Origin of the sequence: Citrobacter sp. Cf116 (genome assembly GCF_030336505.1) — a bacterium.
Lineage (GTDB): Bacteria > Pseudomonadota > Gammaproteobacteria > Enterobacterales > Enterobacteriaceae > Citrobacter > Citrobacter freundii.
Genome location: NZ_JAOWEQ010000034.1, coordinates 218,638 through 235,025, shown reverse-complemented (window position 1 = coordinate 235,025; position 16,388 = coordinate 218,638). Strand labels below are relative to the sequence as shown.

Here is a 16,388-nt window from a genome sequence, read left to right as displayed (position 1 = left end):
CTTCTCAGGTAGAGAATAAAAATCATGAGTGACCTTATCAAAGTGAAAAATCGAACGACGGATACTACCGGTGAGGGACTGCGCGCGCGACTGATATCCTGGCTACACAATATCCATCCAGGTGTGGCGATGAAGCTCGGTATGATTTTGGTGGTTTGCATCGCCACGTTGCTGATTGGCGCCTCTTTTATATTATCGTCTTATCTGTCCAGAGAGCTGCAGGTGAATGCGCTGGAGATGATTAAAACTAACACCCGTATTTTTCATAACAGTATTGCGAATGAATTTCAGCGAATTAATAAGGATGCGGAGCATTACAGCAATGTTTACATTAATAACTACCAAAACGTGGCGAATAAACCGCTGCGCTACATGGACTCCGCTGAATTAAAAGCTGTATTGAGCAACCCCAATACCAACGCGCATTTCACCGAATTAACCAGTGTATTTGCCAGTACGTTTATTCTGCAAGGCGAGCAGTTTGTGCGCGTCAGCAGCACCTTGCTGGCGAGTTCAGGTAATACGGCAACAGCAACGGCATTGGGGCATGACAACCCGGCATTACCATTATTATTGAAAAATAAACCTTTTTCCGGTGTGGTCACGCTGTTTGGTAAGCAATTTATTAGCCACTACGAACCGATTGCCGATAAGTATGGTCAGGTGATTGGGGCAGTTGCGGTGGGCTTTGATGTCAAACAAAGTCTGCAACCGATCATCCAGCATTTATTGAGTGTACGTATTGGTAAAGATGGCTACGCCTACGTGCTCGATGCCGGATTTGAACCGGGTCGGATGCTGGTTCATCCGTCGCTGGGTCACCAGCAGGTGATTAATATCACCGATGCCAACGGTTATAAGCTCTTCGCCGATATGCTCGAACATAAAAATGGCATCACCTATTACAACTGGGTGAGCGGCTATGGCACACCGCCGAAGACCAAAGTCGCCGTCTATGAATACGTAGAAGGGATCAATTGGATAATCGCGACCACCAGCTATGTTGATGATGTCGCCAAGAGCAGCAATTTGGTACGCAACGGCCTGTTGCTGTTCACCGTCTTGCTGTTGCCGATTATTTTACTGCTGATTGCCGTTGCCAGCCGTTTTCTGATTTCTCGCCGCTTAAACCGCGTACTGGGGATTGCCCAGACCATAGCGGAAGGTGACTTGACGGTGGATGTTCAGGTCGATCATCACGATGAGATCGGCGAACTTTTGAGTGCGGTAGAAACGATGCGCCAGCGCCTGCATTCGCTGGTGGGCGGGATGGTTTCTCACGCCAGTTCGGTACACCAGGCTTCCCTGCATATCACTGAAGCGGTAGATGGGCAGGCGTCCACCAGCGTGGAAACGTCCTCTTCGGTGGCTGAAATTACCTCAACTATGGAAGAGTTGTCCGCCTCATCGACGCAGATCGCCGAACACTCGCGGGCTGTTGTGGATATTGCCAACCAGACACTTGAGGATTGCAATAAAGGCTCAGAATCGATGTCGCAATTGCTGATGCGTATGGCGGATATTGATACCGACAATCAGCAAAACATGCGTGAAATTATGATGCTCGGCAATAAATCGGCGGAAATCAGCCGGGTGATGGTGATCATTAACAGCGTCGCGGATCAAACGAAATTGATCGCCTTTAACGCGGCGCTGGAAGCCGCCAGCGCCGGAGAAGCTGGTAAACGCTTCTCGGTGGTAGCGGCTGAAATCCGTCGTCTGGCCGATTCGGTGACCGAATCAACGGTTGAAATTGAAAATAAGATCAGCGAGATCCAAAACGCGATTAACCGTCTGGTGCTGAACGCGGAAAAAGGCGGCGAGAGTATTAAAGCAGGCGCCAGGGCCTGTAAAGTCAGCGCCGAGCATCTGAACGATATCGTTGTTACGGCCGAGCAAACCTCGACGGCGGCGCTGCAAATATCGCTATCAACACAGCAACAGAAAACGGCGAGTAATCAGGTGGTCATGGCGCTGCGTGAGATCGTTGTTGCCAGTAACTATACCTCGCAATCTATCAAAGACATTCTGGTTGTCAGTCAGGATATGACACAACTGTCGAAAGCGCTGAAAGAGGCTTCGTCCTCATTCACACTGACGGAAACGGATGCATGAGTAGCGGCAACATTCGGGTGCTGATCCTTGACCTTGACAGCGTATCGCGTAATGCGTTGGTCAGGCAACTGGAAGAGCACCCGCATATTAAGGTGGTGGGACAAGCTGCTCATCGCAGACAGGCGATTCGACTGGTGCAACAGCTGATGCCCGACCTGTTGATCCTCACGCTGGATACCTCGAGCGCGGATAACGTCGAGGTTGTGGAAACCATCATGGCGACCAGTGCTATTCCCATCCTGGTTATGCGATTTTGCCATGAAAACCAATGGGATGACGATTACATTTCTCGTGGCGCACTGGCGGTGCTGCACCATAGCAGCGATTTCACACTCTCAACCGATGCGCTGCACCGCAAAGTGGAATTGCTGGTCGGCGTGAAGGTGATTCGCCATATCAAAGGATTACGCCATCCAACCGAACCGATAATGCCGCCTGTACGACCGATAATGGACATCGTACAGACGCCGCAGGACTGGCCTTTTGTGCTGGCAATTGCCTGTTCGACGGGCGGGCCGCAGGCGTTGAGTAAACTCTTGCAGGCTCTACCCGCGACGTTCCCGTGCCCGGTGCTCATCGCGCAGCATATTGCCGACGGTTTCGCCAAAGAGATGGTGCACTGGCTGGACAGCGTGACCGATCTGAAGGTGCGACTGGCGCAGGAAGACGATCGGGTGGAAGCGGGGTATGTGTATATATTGCCACCGGAGCAGCACCTGATCGTCAAAAGCAACCAGCGTTTAGCGGCGATCCCCAGACAGGAAAGCGATGTTTATCATCCCAGCTGCAATCTGCTGCTGGAGTCGGTGGCTGAGGTGTTTCGTGAAAAGGCCGTGGGGCTGATTATGACGGGCATGGGCAGCGATGGCTGCCGTGGCATTGAGCTGATTTTCCGCCGTGGAGGAAGGACGCTGGCGCAGGATGAAGAAAGCTCGGTGGTATTCGGTATGAATAAGAACGCGATCGACAAGCAACTGATACACCGTACGATCCCGCTGGACGGTCTGGCGAAGGTGCTGCTTGCGATGGCTTTTCACGGGCTTGTTGAGAGTAAATTGCCATGATCCCCAATCTTCCTGATTATGCCCGGTTGATCAAAGAGCGGGTGGGCTTGCACTTTGATAATGCAATGGAAGACTTGCTGAAATCGGCGCTGAGTCGGCGTATGGGCGAGCGAAAAATCGCGGATTACTATGAATACTATGAACAACTGCGTATTTCGCAGGTTGAGTTCGATAGCTTCATTACGCTGATTACGATTAACGAAACTTACTTTTTCCGTGAAAGCGATACGCTGGATTTAATCTGCGACAAATGGGTTCCGCGTCTGCTGCAACAGCGCAGCGGCCCGGTACGCATTCTGAGTGCCGGATGTTCATCCGGCGAAGAGGCCTACTCGCTGGCGATTAAGCTACATGAACAATACCGCGACGCTATGACTCAGCAGATTGAAATCTACGGCTGCGATATTGACCCGGTTATCTTGGCGAAGGCCCGAAACGCCAGCTATTCAAGCTATTCGTTTCGCGGCGTCGAGGCGAGTATTCAGCAGCGCTACTTTACCCGTTCGGGCAACCTCTACCGGCTGCATGATGAGATTCGTGAGAAAGTCTCGTTTCACCGCAGCAATATTGTCAAAGAGCAACTGCTGCCAGGCGTGGACATCATTTTGCTGCGCAACGTGTCCATCTATTTCGACACGCCAACGCGCCGTGAATTACACGCTAATTTGCTGAAGATGCTGCAGCCGCAGGGAGCCTTATTTTTTGGCAATGCGGAAACGCTGGCCAACAATTTCGACATTCTGAAGCTGGAGCAGGAAGAGGGGATTTTCTATTTTTGCCCCCATCGTGAAGCGGCAAGGAGCGCCCCCGTCCCCAGGCTGGCGGTACGCGTTTCGCCGCCGAAAACATCGCTCAGGTATGCACCTGACGAGCTGCTGGCGCCGCAGTGTGATGACTGGCTAACGAAGGCGCGGGCCTGTCTCGATGAAAAATGTTTTTCTGAAGCCAAAAAATGTATCGCCTGCGTATTACGCGACGATCCCCGTAATCAGGATGCGCTGTTGATTCAGGGGGTGATTGCCCTTGAGCAGCGGGAGTTTTCTCAGACGGCGGGAAACGCGCAGAAGATCCTCGCGCAGGATGAGTGGTCGGCAGAGGCAAAAATGCTGCTGGGGCTGGCGACGATGTGGCAACACCAGACCCAGCAGGCCATCGCCTGGTTCAAGCAGGTGGTTTATCAGGAGCCCGGCTACTGGCCTGCACACTATTATCTGGCCGAAATGTACCGGCAAAGCGAGTTACGTCAGCCCGCTCAACGGACTTATCGCGTGGTGATGCGGTTACTGAACGACGAGATAAACAATCCGTCCTCGGTTTGTCGTCTACGTTTGCCAATAGTATTTCCTGGCAATACGTTTCGTTTCCTGTGTGAACATCAACTGGCGCAATTCGCCCATCAAAGTGGCTAATAAGAGCGATTATGGCTATCGATCTGAAAAAATTCGTTCTGCGCTTTATTGATGAAGGGAGAGGTCATTTGCAGATGATCAGCGAAGGGGCGTTTCTTCTCTCTGCTGATGAACATACCGACGCCTGGATAGGCGAGATGTTTCGTGCTGCGCATACCCTGAAAGGGGGGGCGCGGATGCTGAAGCTGCAAAGTATTGCCGATGTCACGCATCATCTTGAGGATGTATTGAGTGAACTGCGTGATAACAAACTGACACCGGACAGGGCGTTGGGCAATCTGATCCATGAGTCCGTGGAGTATCTTTCTGGTCAGCTTACTCAGCTTTTTGTCAATGAAGGGGATAATCAGTTACCACCGGCTGATGCCGGGCTGTGCGAACGTCTTGCCCGCGCCAGTCGGGGAGAGGACATCACGCTGACTGTCGAAACTGCCGGGGTAACAGAAAAACTGGTGGTCCCTACGCCTGCGACGCCAGCCAGTATGGATGCCGGTATTAAGCAGGCGGATTTCGTGCGGGTAAAGCTGAATAAGCTCGATGGCCTGATCGACATTCTGGGGGAGGTGCTCGCCGGACATGACCGCCTGGAACAGCAGATACAAAACCTGAGTCAGCTGGTACCGCGGTTACCGGGATTGAGTGCTGAACAGCTTCGCCAGCAAATCCATGATTTCAGCGCCCAGTTAAAAGAGAGTGTTCAGCTCCAGCATTTGCAGATGTTTGAACTATACGACGTGGCGGCGCGGATCCGCATGCTGCCACTTTCAACGTTGTTTGAACCGATTTCGCTGCAGGTTAGTGAGCTGGCTTCCACGCTGAATAAGCAGGTGGTATGCCGCTTTGTCGGCGGAGAAGTGGAAATCGATCGTCAGCTGATTGACCGCTTATCGGAGTCGCTGACGCATCTACTGCGTAATGCCGTCGATCACGGGATTGGTGAGATCGACGAACGTCTGGCGCTCGGTAAATCCACCCGCGGCACGATTACCATCACCACCCAGCAGGATGGCAGCGGGATACTACTGCGTATCGAAGATGATGGCCGTGGTCTTAACTATGATGCCATCAGCGCGAAGGCGGTCAGTAAAGGTCTGGTTCCTGCTTCAATGGCCGGGCAACTCTCCGAGCTGGAGTGTAATGAGCTGATTTTTCATCCCGGCTTTTCGACCAGCAAGATAGTCTCCGAGCTTTCCGGTCGCGGCGTTGGCTTAGATGTGGTGCGTAAAACGGTGGTGACTGACCTGCAAGGCGATTTGCAGGTTTATAGCTGCCCAGGGGTCGGAACCAGCTTTAACCTGCGGTTGCCTGTTTCGTTAACCATGATGCGAATTCTGCAATTTGAAGAGCAGGGACACCTGTTTGGACTGGCTGCGCAGTATGTGGTTGAGGTAGTGGAATGCACGGCGCAGGGGATTAGCGATATCGCCGGACGTCCTGCCATTATCTTGCATAACGAGTTTATCCCGGTGGTCTGCGCAGGCGCCTTGCTGGGTATTAATGAACGCCAGAGCAGTTTTTCAACGCCTGGACAGCGATTAATCGTGGTGCAAAACCCGTACAGCAAAATGGCGCTGCGGGTGGATAAGCTGCTCGATGAACGCAAGATGATGATCAAACCGTTACCGAAGCATATGCAACAGCAGTCGCTGGTCTCCGGGATGGTACAAACGCCGGAAAACCAACTGGTCAGCATCCTGCACGTTCCCGCGCTGATGGCGATGGCGCAACAATCACGGCAAACCAGTACACCTGCTCCTGCCACGAGCGTAACGCAGGATGCATGGCATGTGCTGGTGGTCGATGACTCACTGAATACTCGTGAGATAGAAAAGAACGTGCTGGAAGCGCACGGCTATCAGGTGACACTGGCAGAAGACGGGCTATCGGGACTGCAAAAAGCGAAACTGACCCAGTTTGATGCCGTACTGACGGATGTCGAAATGCCGTTTATGGATGGTTTCACCTTCACCAAATCGTTGCGTGGGGAGAAAAACTACCAGCATACGCCAATCATCATCGTGACGTCCCGCGCGAAGGAAGAGGACCGGCGACGAGGGATTCAGGTGGGCGCGGATGCCTACATCGCCAAGGGCGATTTCGAGCAGGACAGTTTGATAAAAACATTAAAAATGCTTTTGTGCTGATGGCGCAAAATCGAGAGAGAAAATGCGAATTTTATTAGTTGATGATGATCTTTTTGCGGCTGAACTGGCAACCATATTTTTGCAAATGGACGGCTACGATGTAGTGATTGTGGAAAGCGCGATTTCCGCCCTGGTGTGCCTGGACTCGGATAGCAACATCGATCTGGTGATTAGCGATCTGCATATGCCAGAGATCAGCGGGTTGGATTTGCTGACGCTGTTACGCGCTCAGAATTGGGTTAAGCCTTTTATTTTACTGAGCGCCAATGAAGTGATGGCCAGCGACACTCTGTACGACCGTTGGGTGAAAAAAGATGAAAACCTTGCGGAAAATCTGGGGGCTGCTGTCAATGCGCTACTGCAACCGTCTGCGATTAACTGAATAAGCCTACGTGTTTGATGAAACAAGAAAATAAGCATATAGCGATGGCGGCTGCGCAGGAAAAAATAGCGCGTTTGCGCCAGGGTTTTTTACGCCGAATCCCAGACATGCTGGCACAAGCGGAAAGATTACTCGTTCAACTGGTCGCAGAGCCCAGCGAAGCCTGTCGCAAACAGCTGCATATTCTGCTGCACAGTATTCACGGTTCGGCGGGTTCCTTTGGCTTTAGCCCACTGGCGGATGCCTCAGCAGAAGGTGAGCGTTTACTTACCGAACCGGAAACAGAGCAAAGCCCGCTGCATTATGACGAGCTGCGGCGAATTATCAGGTGGTTGTATACCCTGACCCAGGAGCAGCTCAACCTGGAGCATCGTATCAGCGATACGGATTTCACTTTACCGATCACCGCGCAGCGTCCGGAAGAGGGATATGTTCGGCGGGCCAGTCAGCCTATCTACCTGTGCGATGATGACGTCGATCAGGTTGAGCTGCTCGCCACCCAATTGCGCTGCTTTGGTTTTACCTGTCATGTGTTCTCAAGCACCCAGGATTTTACTCAGGCCGTACTGTCGCAACCGCCTGCTGTGGTGATTATGGATGTCAGCTTTCCGGACAATGCCTACGGCGGGCCGTTGACGATGTCGGACCTGAAACAAAAAGTTGGCAAGGCCTTTCCGGTGCTGTTCCTCTCGTGTCACAGTGATTTTAACGCCCGGATAAATGCCATTAAATCCGGCTGCGACGGCTACTATGTTAAACCCGCATCTATCACCGATTTAGTGCAGGAGTTGCATCGTTTAACCCAACCGTCGCTGAAAAAACCGTATCAGGTGCTGTTGATCGATGATGAGCCTGCGGTGGCGGAATATAACGCTGAAATGCTACGCATGGCGGGAATGGAAGTACATGTGCTGGAGAAACCACACCATTTGTTGCACGTACTGAATGCGCAACCTATCGATCTGGTGCTGATGGACTACCATATGCCCGAGTTCAGCGGTGAAGAGTTGACGAAACTCATTCGCCAGATACCGCAGCATATTGGCCTGCCAATCGCCTATCTCTCCAGCGAGACCAACAAGCATGCGCAGCTTGGCGCAATGAGCATTGGCGCGGAGGATTTTATTCTTAAACAGGCCGACCCAGAGGAGCTTATCCGTGCCGTCACGATCCGCGCTGAAAGAATGCGCGTCCTGCGTGCCCGCATGTCACAGGACAGCCTGAGTGGATTATATAACCACTCGACGACTACCCATTTTCTCAAAAGCGCGATTGCCGAGTCGAACTACAGCGGTAATCAGTTCTGTATGGTGATGGTGGATCTGGATCGTTTCAAAAGCATTAACGACACCTACGGCCATGCCGTTGGCGACCAGGTTATTGTAGGCATTTCGCAACTGTTTTCCCATCGCCTACGCAGTACCGATATCGTAGGCCGTTACGGCGGTGAAGAGTTTGTCATCATTATGCCTAATACCAGCAGTGAGAAAGCGGCGCGGGTGGTTGAAAGATTGCGCAAGGATTACGAGCAGGTCGCCTTTTCCGTTAACGACGCCAGTTTTCACAGCACCTTCAGCGCGGGCATTGCCCAGTGGCAGTTTGGCGATCGGATTGAAACGCTACGCGAACGTGCCGATCAGGCGCTGTACGCCGCGAAACAAAATGGCCGTAACACTTTCTGCATTGCCGAGTAAAAGGAGTCAATATGAGCCAACAGCTGGAGCAGATTCTTGCGCTGAACCATGGTGAAAAGCCGGAGTGTGAAAACGTTGATGAACCCCAGCGTACGCTGGTGTTATTCCAACTGGCGGGTAAGAATTTTGCCTTCTATGGGGCGCAAATTAAAGAGATCCTTGCAGAGCGCCCGATTTCCAGGGTTCCCTGTTGCGCGCCAATGCTTGAAGGGGTCATCAACTATCGTGGACGGGTGGAATCGGTGATGAGGCTGGACAGCCTGATCGATAAACCTACCGTCAATTCGGCAGGTAAGCGCACTATTCTGATTGGTTGCGCCGAGAAAATGCAAAGCGGGATCCTGATAGATAAATTGATTGATGTGTTGGAAGTCGCCGAAAGCCAGATTCATTTGCCAGGAGATTCGTTGCCCCCGGCGTTACAAAGCATCGCTGTGGGTGTAGTTAACGTGATGGAAACCTGGTACACGTTGCTCGATCTGAATCTGGTCTTTGAGCGTTATCAGGAGACCAGCGGTTATGACGGCTCCCACTAATCTGGCGGCGGTACGTATTACTTTGGGAGCGCTAACTTTGTATATACCGGCAAACCAGGTTGGTATGTGCTCGTTAGTGACTCAGGTTGTGCCTGAAATCCCCCAATTCAGCCAATGGCTGGGGATTACTGATGAGCCACAGGAAGGATGGCATTTGCATTTGCGCGTCCCCGACAGTGGTGTTGAAACCGGCTGGTACCTATGGGGACAACTTGAGAATGTGATGCTCTCCAGCGACATTATTTTTGCCGTACCTCCGCTTCTGGCGCGTAACTGTCATTTGCCTGCGCTTCGTGCCCTGGTGGGTTGCGAGGCGTTTAGCCCGTTATTAAGCTGGCGATGATATAGCCTATAGCACATCATGCAGGCGTTGCCGTTCTAAACGGCGATCGCGCTGGGTGGAATAAATAAAGGTCATCACAAACAGCAGTGAAAATAGTACGACGATGGTGGGGGCCGGTGCACTGTCGATGAAAAAAGACAGGTACACGCCCATAAACGAGGTAACGACCGACATAATCACCGCTAGCCACAAGGCGTGGGAAAATTTCCGCGTCATTAAAATCGCAATGGCGCCAGGCGCAATCAGTAAGGAGATCGACAAAATAATCCCTACTGATTTTAGCGTGGCGACAATCGTCAGGGCGATCATGCACAGCAGGCCGTAATGTAGCAGTGCAGTGTTAAGCCCACTGGCCTTTGCCTGATGCGGGTCGAACGCATGCAGTAGCAGATCTTTCCACTTAAGCCCAATAATAAGCGCTATCCCAAGCGTAATAACCGCGGTTTGTATGATGTCGCTGAACGATACGCCCAGCATGTCGCCGAACAGAATATGATCGAGATGGACTTCCGACTGGATAGAGACGTACAGCACCAGCCCCGCACCGAACATGCCGGAGAAGACAATCCCCATCAGGGTATCGCGTTTGATGCGGCTGTTATCGTCGAGATAACCCGTCGCTACTGCACAGAACAGCCCAGCGATAAATGCGCCAATTGCCAGTGGGATACCCGCAATCCACGCCAGTACAATTCCCGGGAAAACCGCGTGGCTCATGGCATCGCCCATCAGCGCCCAGCCTTTGAGTACTAAAAATACCGATAGCAGCGCGCAGGGCACGGCGACAATGGTGGAGATAACCAGCGCATTGACCATAAAGCTAAACTGAAAGGGTTCTAATAGCGTTGTTAAGATCATACTGACTCCTTGTTCACCAGCCGGGCGCGTCGGCGATTCGCCAGCAGACCGTGTTTTGGTGCGAAGACAAATGCCAGCAGGAACAGCAATGTTTGCAGAACGACGATAATTCCGCCGGTTGCGCCGTCCAGCCAGTAGCTCAGCCAGGCGCCGAAAAAGCTGGTCAGGCTGCCGATAGCTACGGCGATGGTGAGCAGGCGTGGAAAACGATCGGTCAGCAGCCAGGCCGTCGCTCCGGGCGTAACCACCAGGCAAATCACCAGAAATGCACCGACGGTTTGCAGGGCGGCTACCGTTGAAACGGAGAGCAGCGTAAAAAACAACAGCTTCAACCGGCCCGGATTCAAACCGATAGAGCGCGCGTGGTTTTCATCAAAAAAGACCACCATCAGATCTTTCCACTTCAAAAACAGGATAGTCAGCGAGATAACCCCGATGATGGCCAGTTGCAGAATATCTTCCGGTGCAATCGCCAGCACGTTGCCGAGAATAATGGTCTGAATGTTCACTGACATCGGATTGAGCGACACCATAAAAAGCCCGATACCGAAAAAAGACGAAAAAATCAGTCCGATAATCGCATCTTCCTTCAGGCGCGAACGCTGATTAAGAAACAGCATACTGCCCGCCGCCAGGCCGCCGGAAAGGAATGCGCCAAGCGCGAAGGGAAGCCCTAACATATAAACGCCTGCCACGCCCGGAACAATAGAGTGCGACAGCGCATCGCCGATCAGCGACCAGCCTTTGAGCATCAAATAGCAGGAGAGAAACGCGCACAGGCCGCCGACCATCGCCGAGACCCACATGGCGTTGAGCATATACTGGTAACCAAACGGCTCTGTCAGCCAGTTCATGATTATTTCCCCTCGCTTGCCGCACGTCGCGAAATAAACGGGCGTTCATCGTCGGTAATCACGTGTTGTTCGCCGCCGCTCAGCGCAACGTGACGCAGTACGCCGCTAAATGCCAGCTCGAGATTATCGGGGGTAAAGGTGGTATCGGTTGGTCCACTTGCCAGCACCGTGCCCTTAATCATCACCGTGTAATCACAAAACTCGGTGACGGATCCCAGATTATGGGTAGAGACCAGCATGGTTCGACCTTCATCACGCAGTTCACGCAGCAGGTCGATGATCCGGGCCTCGGTTTTTACATCCACGCCGGTGAAGGGTTCATCCAGTAAAATAACCTGTCCGTCCTGTGCGATGGCCCTTGCCAGAAAAACTCGCTTTTTCTGCCCACCGGACAGTTCACCTATCTGACGATGGCGATAGTCCAGCATATCAACCCGCGCCAGCGCCGCATCCACGCAGGCGTGGTCGATCTGTTTTGGTCGACGCAGCCAGCCCATATGGCCAAAGCGTCCCATCATCACCACATCTTCCACCAGTACCGGAAACGACCAGTCCACCTCTTCTGACTGAGGGACATAGGCGATCAGATTCTGTTTGAGCGCCTTGTTTACCGGCTGTTGCAGAATTGAGATTTCCCCTTGCGCCAGGCGGACAAAACCCATCAGCGCTTTAAAAAGCGTTGATTTTCCCGACCCGTTGACGCCGACCAGAGCGGCAATTGAGCCGCCCGGAACCTGAAAAGTGGCGTCCCGCAATGCGGTATGACCGTTGCGATACGTCACCGTAACCTGATTTACGGTAATCGCAGAGTGACTCATGGTTGGCTCTCCAGACCCTTGTTGATGCCGTTAACAATGGTTTGCGTGGTGACGCGCAGTAAATCCAGATAGGTCGGTACCGGACCATCGGCAGCGCTGAGCGAATCGACATACAGCACGCCGCCGTAATACGCACCAGACTCACGGGCAACCTGACGCGCTGGTTTGTCGGACACGGTGCTTTCGCTAAATACCGTTGGGATATGATGCTCTCTGATCGCATCGATTACCTTGCGTACCTGCTTCGGCGTACCTTGCTGATCGGCATTGATCGGCCACAGATACAGCTCTTTCAGGCCGTTATCACGTGCCAGGTAAGAGAATGCGCCTTCACTGGTGACCAGCCAGCGTTTATCAGCAGGGAGCTTTGCCAGTTCTGTATGCAGTGGCGCCAGGGTCTGCTGGATTTTCGCTTTATAATTCTGTGCGTTTTTCTGGTAGGTCGCGGCATTGTCCGGATCGTATTTCATCAGCGCATCGCGAATGTTATCCACGTAGATAAGTGCGTTCTCCGCTGACATCCAGGCATGCGGGTTTGGTTTACCGTTGTACGGTCCTTCGCTGATGCCCATTGGCTGGACGCCGTTTGAGACCATCACTTCTGGTACGCCGGACAAATTTTGGTAGAAGCGGGCAAACCATAGTTCGAGGTTCAGACCGTTGGAGAGAATAAGCTGTGCGCCTTGCGCCCGTTTAATATCACCTGGGGTTGGTTGATATTCGTGAATTTCAGCCCCCGGTTTGGTGATAGAACTAACGTCCGCCGCGTCACCTGCTACATTGCTTGCCATATCGGCAATCACCGTAAAGGTGGTTACCACTTTGAATTTTTCTTTCGCCCAGGCGGGTGACAGCGTCAGCGCCGTTAACGCGCTGGCAAGGAGAAATGACTTGAGATGGGGCAGATGCGGCATAGTATCCCTCACAACAAAATGGTTAATTTATCATCGAATATAGCCTTTGCTATGTTATATAGCACATGGCATAAATAAATGAAAATAATTCTTATTTGCGTAGGGTGCTAAGGAATGGATGACCTCCAGCAATAGTCCTGTGCTTAGTTAAGGTGTATTATTTATGCAACTTAATTATGGAGGCATCATGTCCGGCAAACGTATTGCACGTGAAAAAATGACGATCCAGAGAATGATCTCACTCTACGAGCGCCAGTGTCCGCAGGCTTCAGACGAGCCGGGGCATTACGATGCGTTGTTTGCCTATGCGCAAAAGCGCCTCGATAAGTGTGTCTTTGGTGAGGAAAAACCGGCCTGTAAGCAGTGTCCGGTGCACTGCTATCAATCTGCCAAACGCGAAGAGATGAAGCAAATTATGCGTTGGGCTGGGCCAAGAATGCTCTGGCGTCATCCGATTCTGACCGTGCGTCATCTGATTGATGACAAACGCCCTGTCCCGGAATTGCCAGAGAAATACCAGCGGAAAAAATAGCGTCTTTGTGTGCCGGATGGTGGCGATGCCTTATCCGGCCTACAAGGTAAACGGAACCGTTGTGTAAATCCGATAAGCGTAGCGCCATCGGGTAATCTGGCCATGCGGTGATGAATGGCGATTACGCTTTGGTGGCAATCAGAATGGCCGAGGCTTTGATCAGCGCGATGACCCGGCTTCCCTGACTCAGTTTCATCTCTTGCTGACTTTCGTTCGTCACGACCGCGACAATGTCAAAACCGGCATCAGTTTTGATGTGTACGGTGGCGTTAACGGCGCCTTCGGTTACCTGTGAAACGCTACCGGCAAATTGGTTACGGGCAGAGAATTTCAGGCCACAGTCTTCAGTCGCCAGCGTCACCCACGGCGCTTTGATCAGCGCAATGGCTTCTTTTCCTTTCGCCAGACCCAGTGCCTGCTGACTACTATGGGTCACAATCGCGACCAGTTTTGCGCCGCCAGCCAGCGTCAGTTCAACTTCATCATTCACTGCGCCTGTAGCGACTGCGCTCACTGTACCGGTTAATTGATTACGTGCTGATACCGCCATACTGCCTCCTTTCGTTGAGATATCACCCAGTATAGCCACACTGGCTAAACCAGTGCATCCTTATCAATACCCAATCGCTTCATGCGTGAGAGTAACGTTGTACGTTTCAGCCCCAGCCGTTGTGCCGCGCCTTTGGGACCGGCAACCACACCGTTGGTTTCTTTCAGTACGCGCATAATCAACTGGTATTCATCTTCGCCGTCCTGTGCGACTTCGGTTGCCACCGGAGGGGTAGACGGCGTCAAAGGGGCAATATCCGGAAGAGACAGTTGCAGTACGTTGCCTCGGGTAAGCAGAACCGCACGTTCAACCACGTTTTCCAGCTCACGCACGTTACCCGGCCATTCCATACAGCTCAGCGTGCGCAGAGCCTCGGCGGGAATACTGTCGATATTGCGTCCCATCCGACGAGCAATTTTAAAGGTAAAGGCTTTTACCAGCAGCGGAATATCTTCCGGGCGCTCACGCAGCGGCGGCAGATGGATCGGGAAGACGTTCAGTCGATAGTAGAGATCGTTACGAAATTCGCGATCGGCGACCATCTTCTTCAGATCGCGGTTGGTAGCGGCGATCAAGCGCACGTCGGTCTGGATCAGCTTATTACTGCCCAGACGTTCAAACTCCTGCTCTTGCAGAACGCGCAGTAGCTTAGGCTGAAGCTCCAGCGGCATATCGCCAACTTCATCGAGGAACAGCGAACTTTTATCTGCCAGCTCGAAACGACCAATCCGCTGCGTGCTGGCGCCGGTAAACGCGCCACGCTCATGACCAAACAGATCGCTTTCCAGTAATCCGGCAGGCATTGCCGCACAGTTCATCTTCACCATCCGACGGGCGTTACGTCCGCTCAGGTTGTGAATGGCCCGTGCGATCAGCTCTTTACCCGTTCCGGTCTCACCCAGAATCAGGACGGTGCTGTCGCTTTGCGCCACCATTTCGACCTGCTTGAGTACGCTGTACATCGCTTCGCTGCGGCCAATGATTTCACCGAACTCACTCTCTACATTGTTGAGTTGTTCAGTCAGCGCCAGGTTTTCATCTACCAGACGTTCTTTCAGGCGGTGAATCTCCTGATAGGCAAGCGCGTTATCCACGGCAATTGCCACTCGCTCGGCAATTTGGCGCAATAGCTTGAGGTTGGCGGTAGTGAAAACTTTCTCTTCGCACTGTGCCAGCTTGAGTACGCCGAGCATAGTATTGCCGGACATCAGCGGTAACAGACACAGGGTTTGTAGCTGGTTGCCCCAGGTTTCGAACAGCATCCGTTCGTAAGGGGCGAGCGTATCGCGTTCGCTCAGATTAATCAGCAGCATCTCTTTGCTTTTGAAAACGCGTTCAGAGAGCGTGCCCGCTTCGTCCACTTCGCTCTGTTCGTGAGCCGGATGATGTTCATCCAGATAGTGGGTGGAATAAATGCTGAGCTTGTTTTTGCGATCGCTGCGTAACACGATGCTGATGGCATCAATGTCGAAGTAGTGATGGATCTCTTTGGCGACTTCGCTGACCAGTTCGTCAATGTCCAGGCGGGAGAGTACCGCATTGGTGATGGCGACCAGGATGCGAAAGTTGTCACGCTCACGACACAGCAGATCGTAATCGACGTTGTTGCTGACCCTACTTTGAATTTGTTCAGCAACGACGCCGACTATCTGGGTAAAGGTCTGAAGTCGGTTGTACTCTTTTTCACTCCACGGACGATCCTCGTTACGGATGAACTCGCAACCGCCAAAGATGCGCCCATCTGCCGCTAGCGGCAGCAGGCAGTAGTGGCCAAATTCAGAATACAGTCCGCCAGAGGCCAGCTGTGGCCAGGTTTCCGTAAACTCGTGATAGTTGCAGTGCAGCGCATCGGGGCGAGACAAAATACGGCGTACCGGGCCATGAGCCAGTACCGTTTCGTCTTCATAATCGATGGGTTTACCATTTTCACGCGTCGCAAAATAACGCGCACGCTGCGTTTGTGCCTGCCATAAGACAATAGCCGCACAGTCGGCCAGAGCTGAACGCTTGACCAGCTGCGAAAGCGCCTCGCTAAGAGACGGGAGATCGGGCTGCTGTAATAATGTACGAGTAATATCGAACAGGCCTTGCTGTCCGAGGTCACTCATCGGTGTATACGACATATTGCTTTTCCAGGAAAAGCACCGCAGAACGGTGCGAAAACGGTAAATGAAT

At 52.5% G+C, this 16,388-nt stretch carries 15 protein-coding genes; 9 read left to right on the top strand and 6 right to left on the bottom strand.

Features of this window, described 5'->3' with window-relative positions:
* The first annotated feature begins 24 nt into the window (after window positions 1-24).
* Genes OGV74_RS06605 through OGV74_RS06570 form a run of 8 tightly spaced genes read left to right on the top strand, consistent with a single transcriptional unit; the run spans window position 25 to window position 9,687 of the window.
* Window positions 25-2,115: a methyl-accepting chemotaxis protein gene (locus OGV74_RS06605; RefSeq protein ID WP_071696684.1), complete on the top strand. Its 2,091-nt coding sequence runs from the start codon at window positions 25-27 to the stop codon at window positions 2,113-2,115.
* Window positions 2,112-3,179: a chemotaxis protein CheB gene (locus tag OGV74_RS06600; RefSeq protein WP_071696685.1), complete on the top strand. Its 1,068-nt coding sequence runs from the start codon at window positions 2,112-2,114 to the stop codon at window positions 3,177-3,179. The genes OGV74_RS06605 and OGV74_RS06600 overlap by 4 nt, the downstream gene beginning before the upstream one ends.
* Window positions 3,176-4,588 (top strand): CheR family methyltransferase, encoded by a 1,413-nt coding sequence (locus tag OGV74_RS06595; protein WP_086504486.1) that lies wholly within the window; start codon window positions 3,176-3,178, stop codon window positions 4,586-4,588. The genes OGV74_RS06600 and OGV74_RS06595 overlap by 4 nt, the downstream gene beginning before the upstream one ends.
* A gap of 11 nt (window positions 4,589-4,599) precedes the next feature.
* The gene (locus OGV74_RS06590) at window positions 4,600-6,732 is read left to right on the top strand and encodes a hybrid sensor histidine kinase/response regulator (protein ID WP_286520563.1); all 2,133 of its coding nucleotides are present in this window, start codon (window positions 4,600-4,602) and stop codon (window positions 6,730-6,732) included.
* A gap of 22 nt (window positions 6,733-6,754) precedes the next feature.
* Window positions 6,755-7,114: a response regulator gene (locus tag OGV74_RS06585; RefSeq protein ID WP_286520561.1), complete on the top strand. Its 360-nt coding sequence runs from the start codon at window positions 6,755-6,757 to the stop codon at window positions 7,112-7,114.
* 17 nt (window positions 7,115-7,131) lie between these two features.
* A complete protein-coding gene (locus tag OGV74_RS06580) occupies window positions 7,132-8,808 on the top strand; it encodes a diguanylate cyclase (RefSeq protein ID WP_071696689.1) in 1,677 nt (558 codons plus the stop codon).
* 11 nt (window positions 8,809-8,819) lie between these two features.
* Window positions 8,820-9,344 (top strand): chemotaxis protein CheW, encoded by a 525-nt coding sequence (locus OGV74_RS06575; protein ID WP_086504483.1) that lies wholly within the window; start codon window positions 8,820-8,822, stop codon window positions 9,342-9,344.
* Window positions 9,328-9,687: a hypothetical protein gene (locus OGV74_RS06570; protein ID WP_115490140.1), complete on the top strand. Its 360-nt coding sequence runs from the start codon at window positions 9,328-9,330 to the stop codon at window positions 9,685-9,687. Before OGV74_RS06575 ends, OGV74_RS06570 begins: the two co-directional genes overlap by 17 nt.
* A 6-nt stretch (window positions 9,688-9,693) precedes the next feature.
* Here the strand turns inward: OGV74_RS06570 and sitD are convergent, their stop codons facing one another.
* From sitD to OGV74_RS06550, 4 genes are read right to left on the bottom strand one after another with little or no spacing between them, the layout of a single operon-like run.
* On the bottom strand, window positions 9,694-10,545 hold the full coding sequence (gene sitD / locus OGV74_RS06565) for an iron/manganese ABC transporter permease subunit SitD (protein ID WP_071696690.1): 852 nt from the start codon (window positions 10,543-10,545) through the stop codon (window positions 9,694-9,696).
* On the bottom strand, window positions 10,542-11,399 hold the full coding sequence (gene sitC / locus OGV74_RS06560; protein WP_286520556.1) for an iron/manganese ABC transporter permease subunit SitC: 858 nt from the start codon (window positions 11,397-11,399) through the stop codon (window positions 10,542-10,544). The genes sitD and sitC overlap by 4 nt, the downstream gene beginning before the upstream one ends.
* 2 nt (window positions 11,400-11,401) lie before the next feature.
* Window positions 11,402-12,217, bottom strand: coding sequence for an iron/manganese ABC transporter ATP-binding protein SitB (sitB, locus tag OGV74_RS06555; protein WP_086504481.1), 816 nt, complete (start codon window positions 12,215-12,217; stop codon window positions 11,402-11,404).
* Window positions 12,214-13,131, bottom strand: coding sequence for a metal ABC transporter substrate-binding protein (locus OGV74_RS06550; RefSeq protein WP_032949907.1), 918 nt, complete (start codon window positions 13,129-13,131; stop codon window positions 12,214-12,216). The genes sitB and OGV74_RS06550 overlap by 4 nt, the downstream gene beginning before the upstream one ends.
* Window positions 13,132-13,318: 187 nt before the next feature.
* On the opposite strand from OGV74_RS06550, the gene OGV74_RS06545 reads away from it, so the two are divergent.
* Window positions 13,319-13,663, top strand: coding sequence for a nitrous oxide-stimulated promoter family protein (locus OGV74_RS06545; protein WP_003037424.1), 345 nt, complete (start codon window positions 13,319-13,321; stop codon window positions 13,661-13,663).
* Window positions 13,664-13,784: 121 nt separating this feature from the next.
* Here the strand turns inward: OGV74_RS06545 and OGV74_RS06540 are convergent, their stop codons facing one another.
* Window positions 13,785-14,213, bottom strand: a complete 429-nt coding sequence (locus tag OGV74_RS06540; protein WP_003037421.1) for a TOBE domain-containing protein — start codon at window positions 14,211-14,213, stop codon at window positions 13,785-13,787.
* A gap of 44 nt (window positions 14,214-14,257) precedes the next feature.
* On the bottom strand, window positions 14,258-16,336 hold the full coding sequence (flhA, locus tag OGV74_RS06535) for a formate hydrogenlyase transcriptional activator FlhA (RefSeq protein WP_061547642.1): 2,079 nt from the start codon (window positions 16,334-16,336) through the stop codon (window positions 14,258-14,260).
* Window positions 16,337-16,388: the final 52 nt, after the last annotated feature.

What these genes read in the sequence shown, in the direction of transcription:
- OGV74_RS06605 (WP_071696684.1), top strand. Translation starts at nt 25, where the DNA reads ATGAGTGACCTTATCAAAGTGAAAAATCGAACGACGGATACTACCGGT.
- OGV74_RS06600 (WP_071696685.1), top strand. Translation starts at nt 2,112, where the DNA reads ATGAGTAGCGGCAACATTCGGGTGCTGATCCTTGACCTTGACAGCGTA.
- OGV74_RS06595 (WP_086504486.1), top strand. Translation starts at nt 3,176, where the DNA reads ATGATCCCCAATCTTCCTGATTATGCCCGGTTGATCAAAGAGCGGGTG.
- OGV74_RS06590 (WP_286520563.1), top strand. Translation starts at nt 4,600, where the DNA reads ATGGCTATCGATCTGAAAAAATTCGTTCTGCGCTTTATTGATGAAGGG.
- OGV74_RS06585 (WP_286520561.1), top strand. Translation starts at nt 6,755, where the DNA reads ATGCGAATTTTATTAGTTGATGATGATCTTTTTGCGGCTGAACTGGCA.
- OGV74_RS06580 (WP_071696689.1), top strand. Translation starts at nt 7,132, where the DNA reads ATGAAACAAGAAAATAAGCATATAGCGATGGCGGCTGCGCAGGAAAAA.
- OGV74_RS06575 (WP_086504483.1), top strand. Translation starts at nt 8,820, where the DNA reads ATGAGCCAACAGCTGGAGCAGATTCTTGCGCTGAACCATGGTGAAAAG.
- OGV74_RS06570 (WP_115490140.1), top strand. Translation starts at nt 9,328, where the DNA reads ATGACGGCTCCCACTAATCTGGCGGCGGTACGTATTACTTTGGGAGCG.
- sitD (WP_071696690.1), bottom strand. Translation starts at nt 10,545, where the DNA reads ATGATCTTAACAACGCTATTAGAACCCTTTCAGTTTAGCTTTATGGTC.
- sitC (WP_286520556.1), bottom strand. Translation starts at nt 11,399, where the DNA reads ATGAACTGGCTGACAGAGCCGTTTGGTTACCAGTATATGCTCAACGCC.
- sitB (WP_086504481.1), bottom strand. Translation starts at nt 12,217, where the DNA reads ATGAGTCACTCTGCGATTACCGTAAATCAGGTTACGGTGACGTATCGC.
- OGV74_RS06550 (WP_032949907.1), bottom strand. Translation starts at nt 13,131, where the DNA reads ATGCCGCATCTGCCCCATCTCAAGTCATTTCTCCTTGCCAGCGCGTTA.
- OGV74_RS06545 (WP_003037424.1), top strand. Translation starts at nt 13,319, where the DNA reads ATGTCCGGCAAACGTATTGCACGTGAAAAAATGACGATCCAGAGAATG.
- OGV74_RS06540 (WP_003037421.1), bottom strand. Translation starts at nt 14,213, where the DNA reads ATGGCGGTATCAGCACGTAATCAATTAACCGGTACAGTGAGCGCAGTC.
- flhA (WP_061547642.1), bottom strand. Translation starts at nt 16,336, where the DNA reads ATGTCGTATACACCGATGAGTGACCTCGGACAGCAAGGCCTGTTCGAT.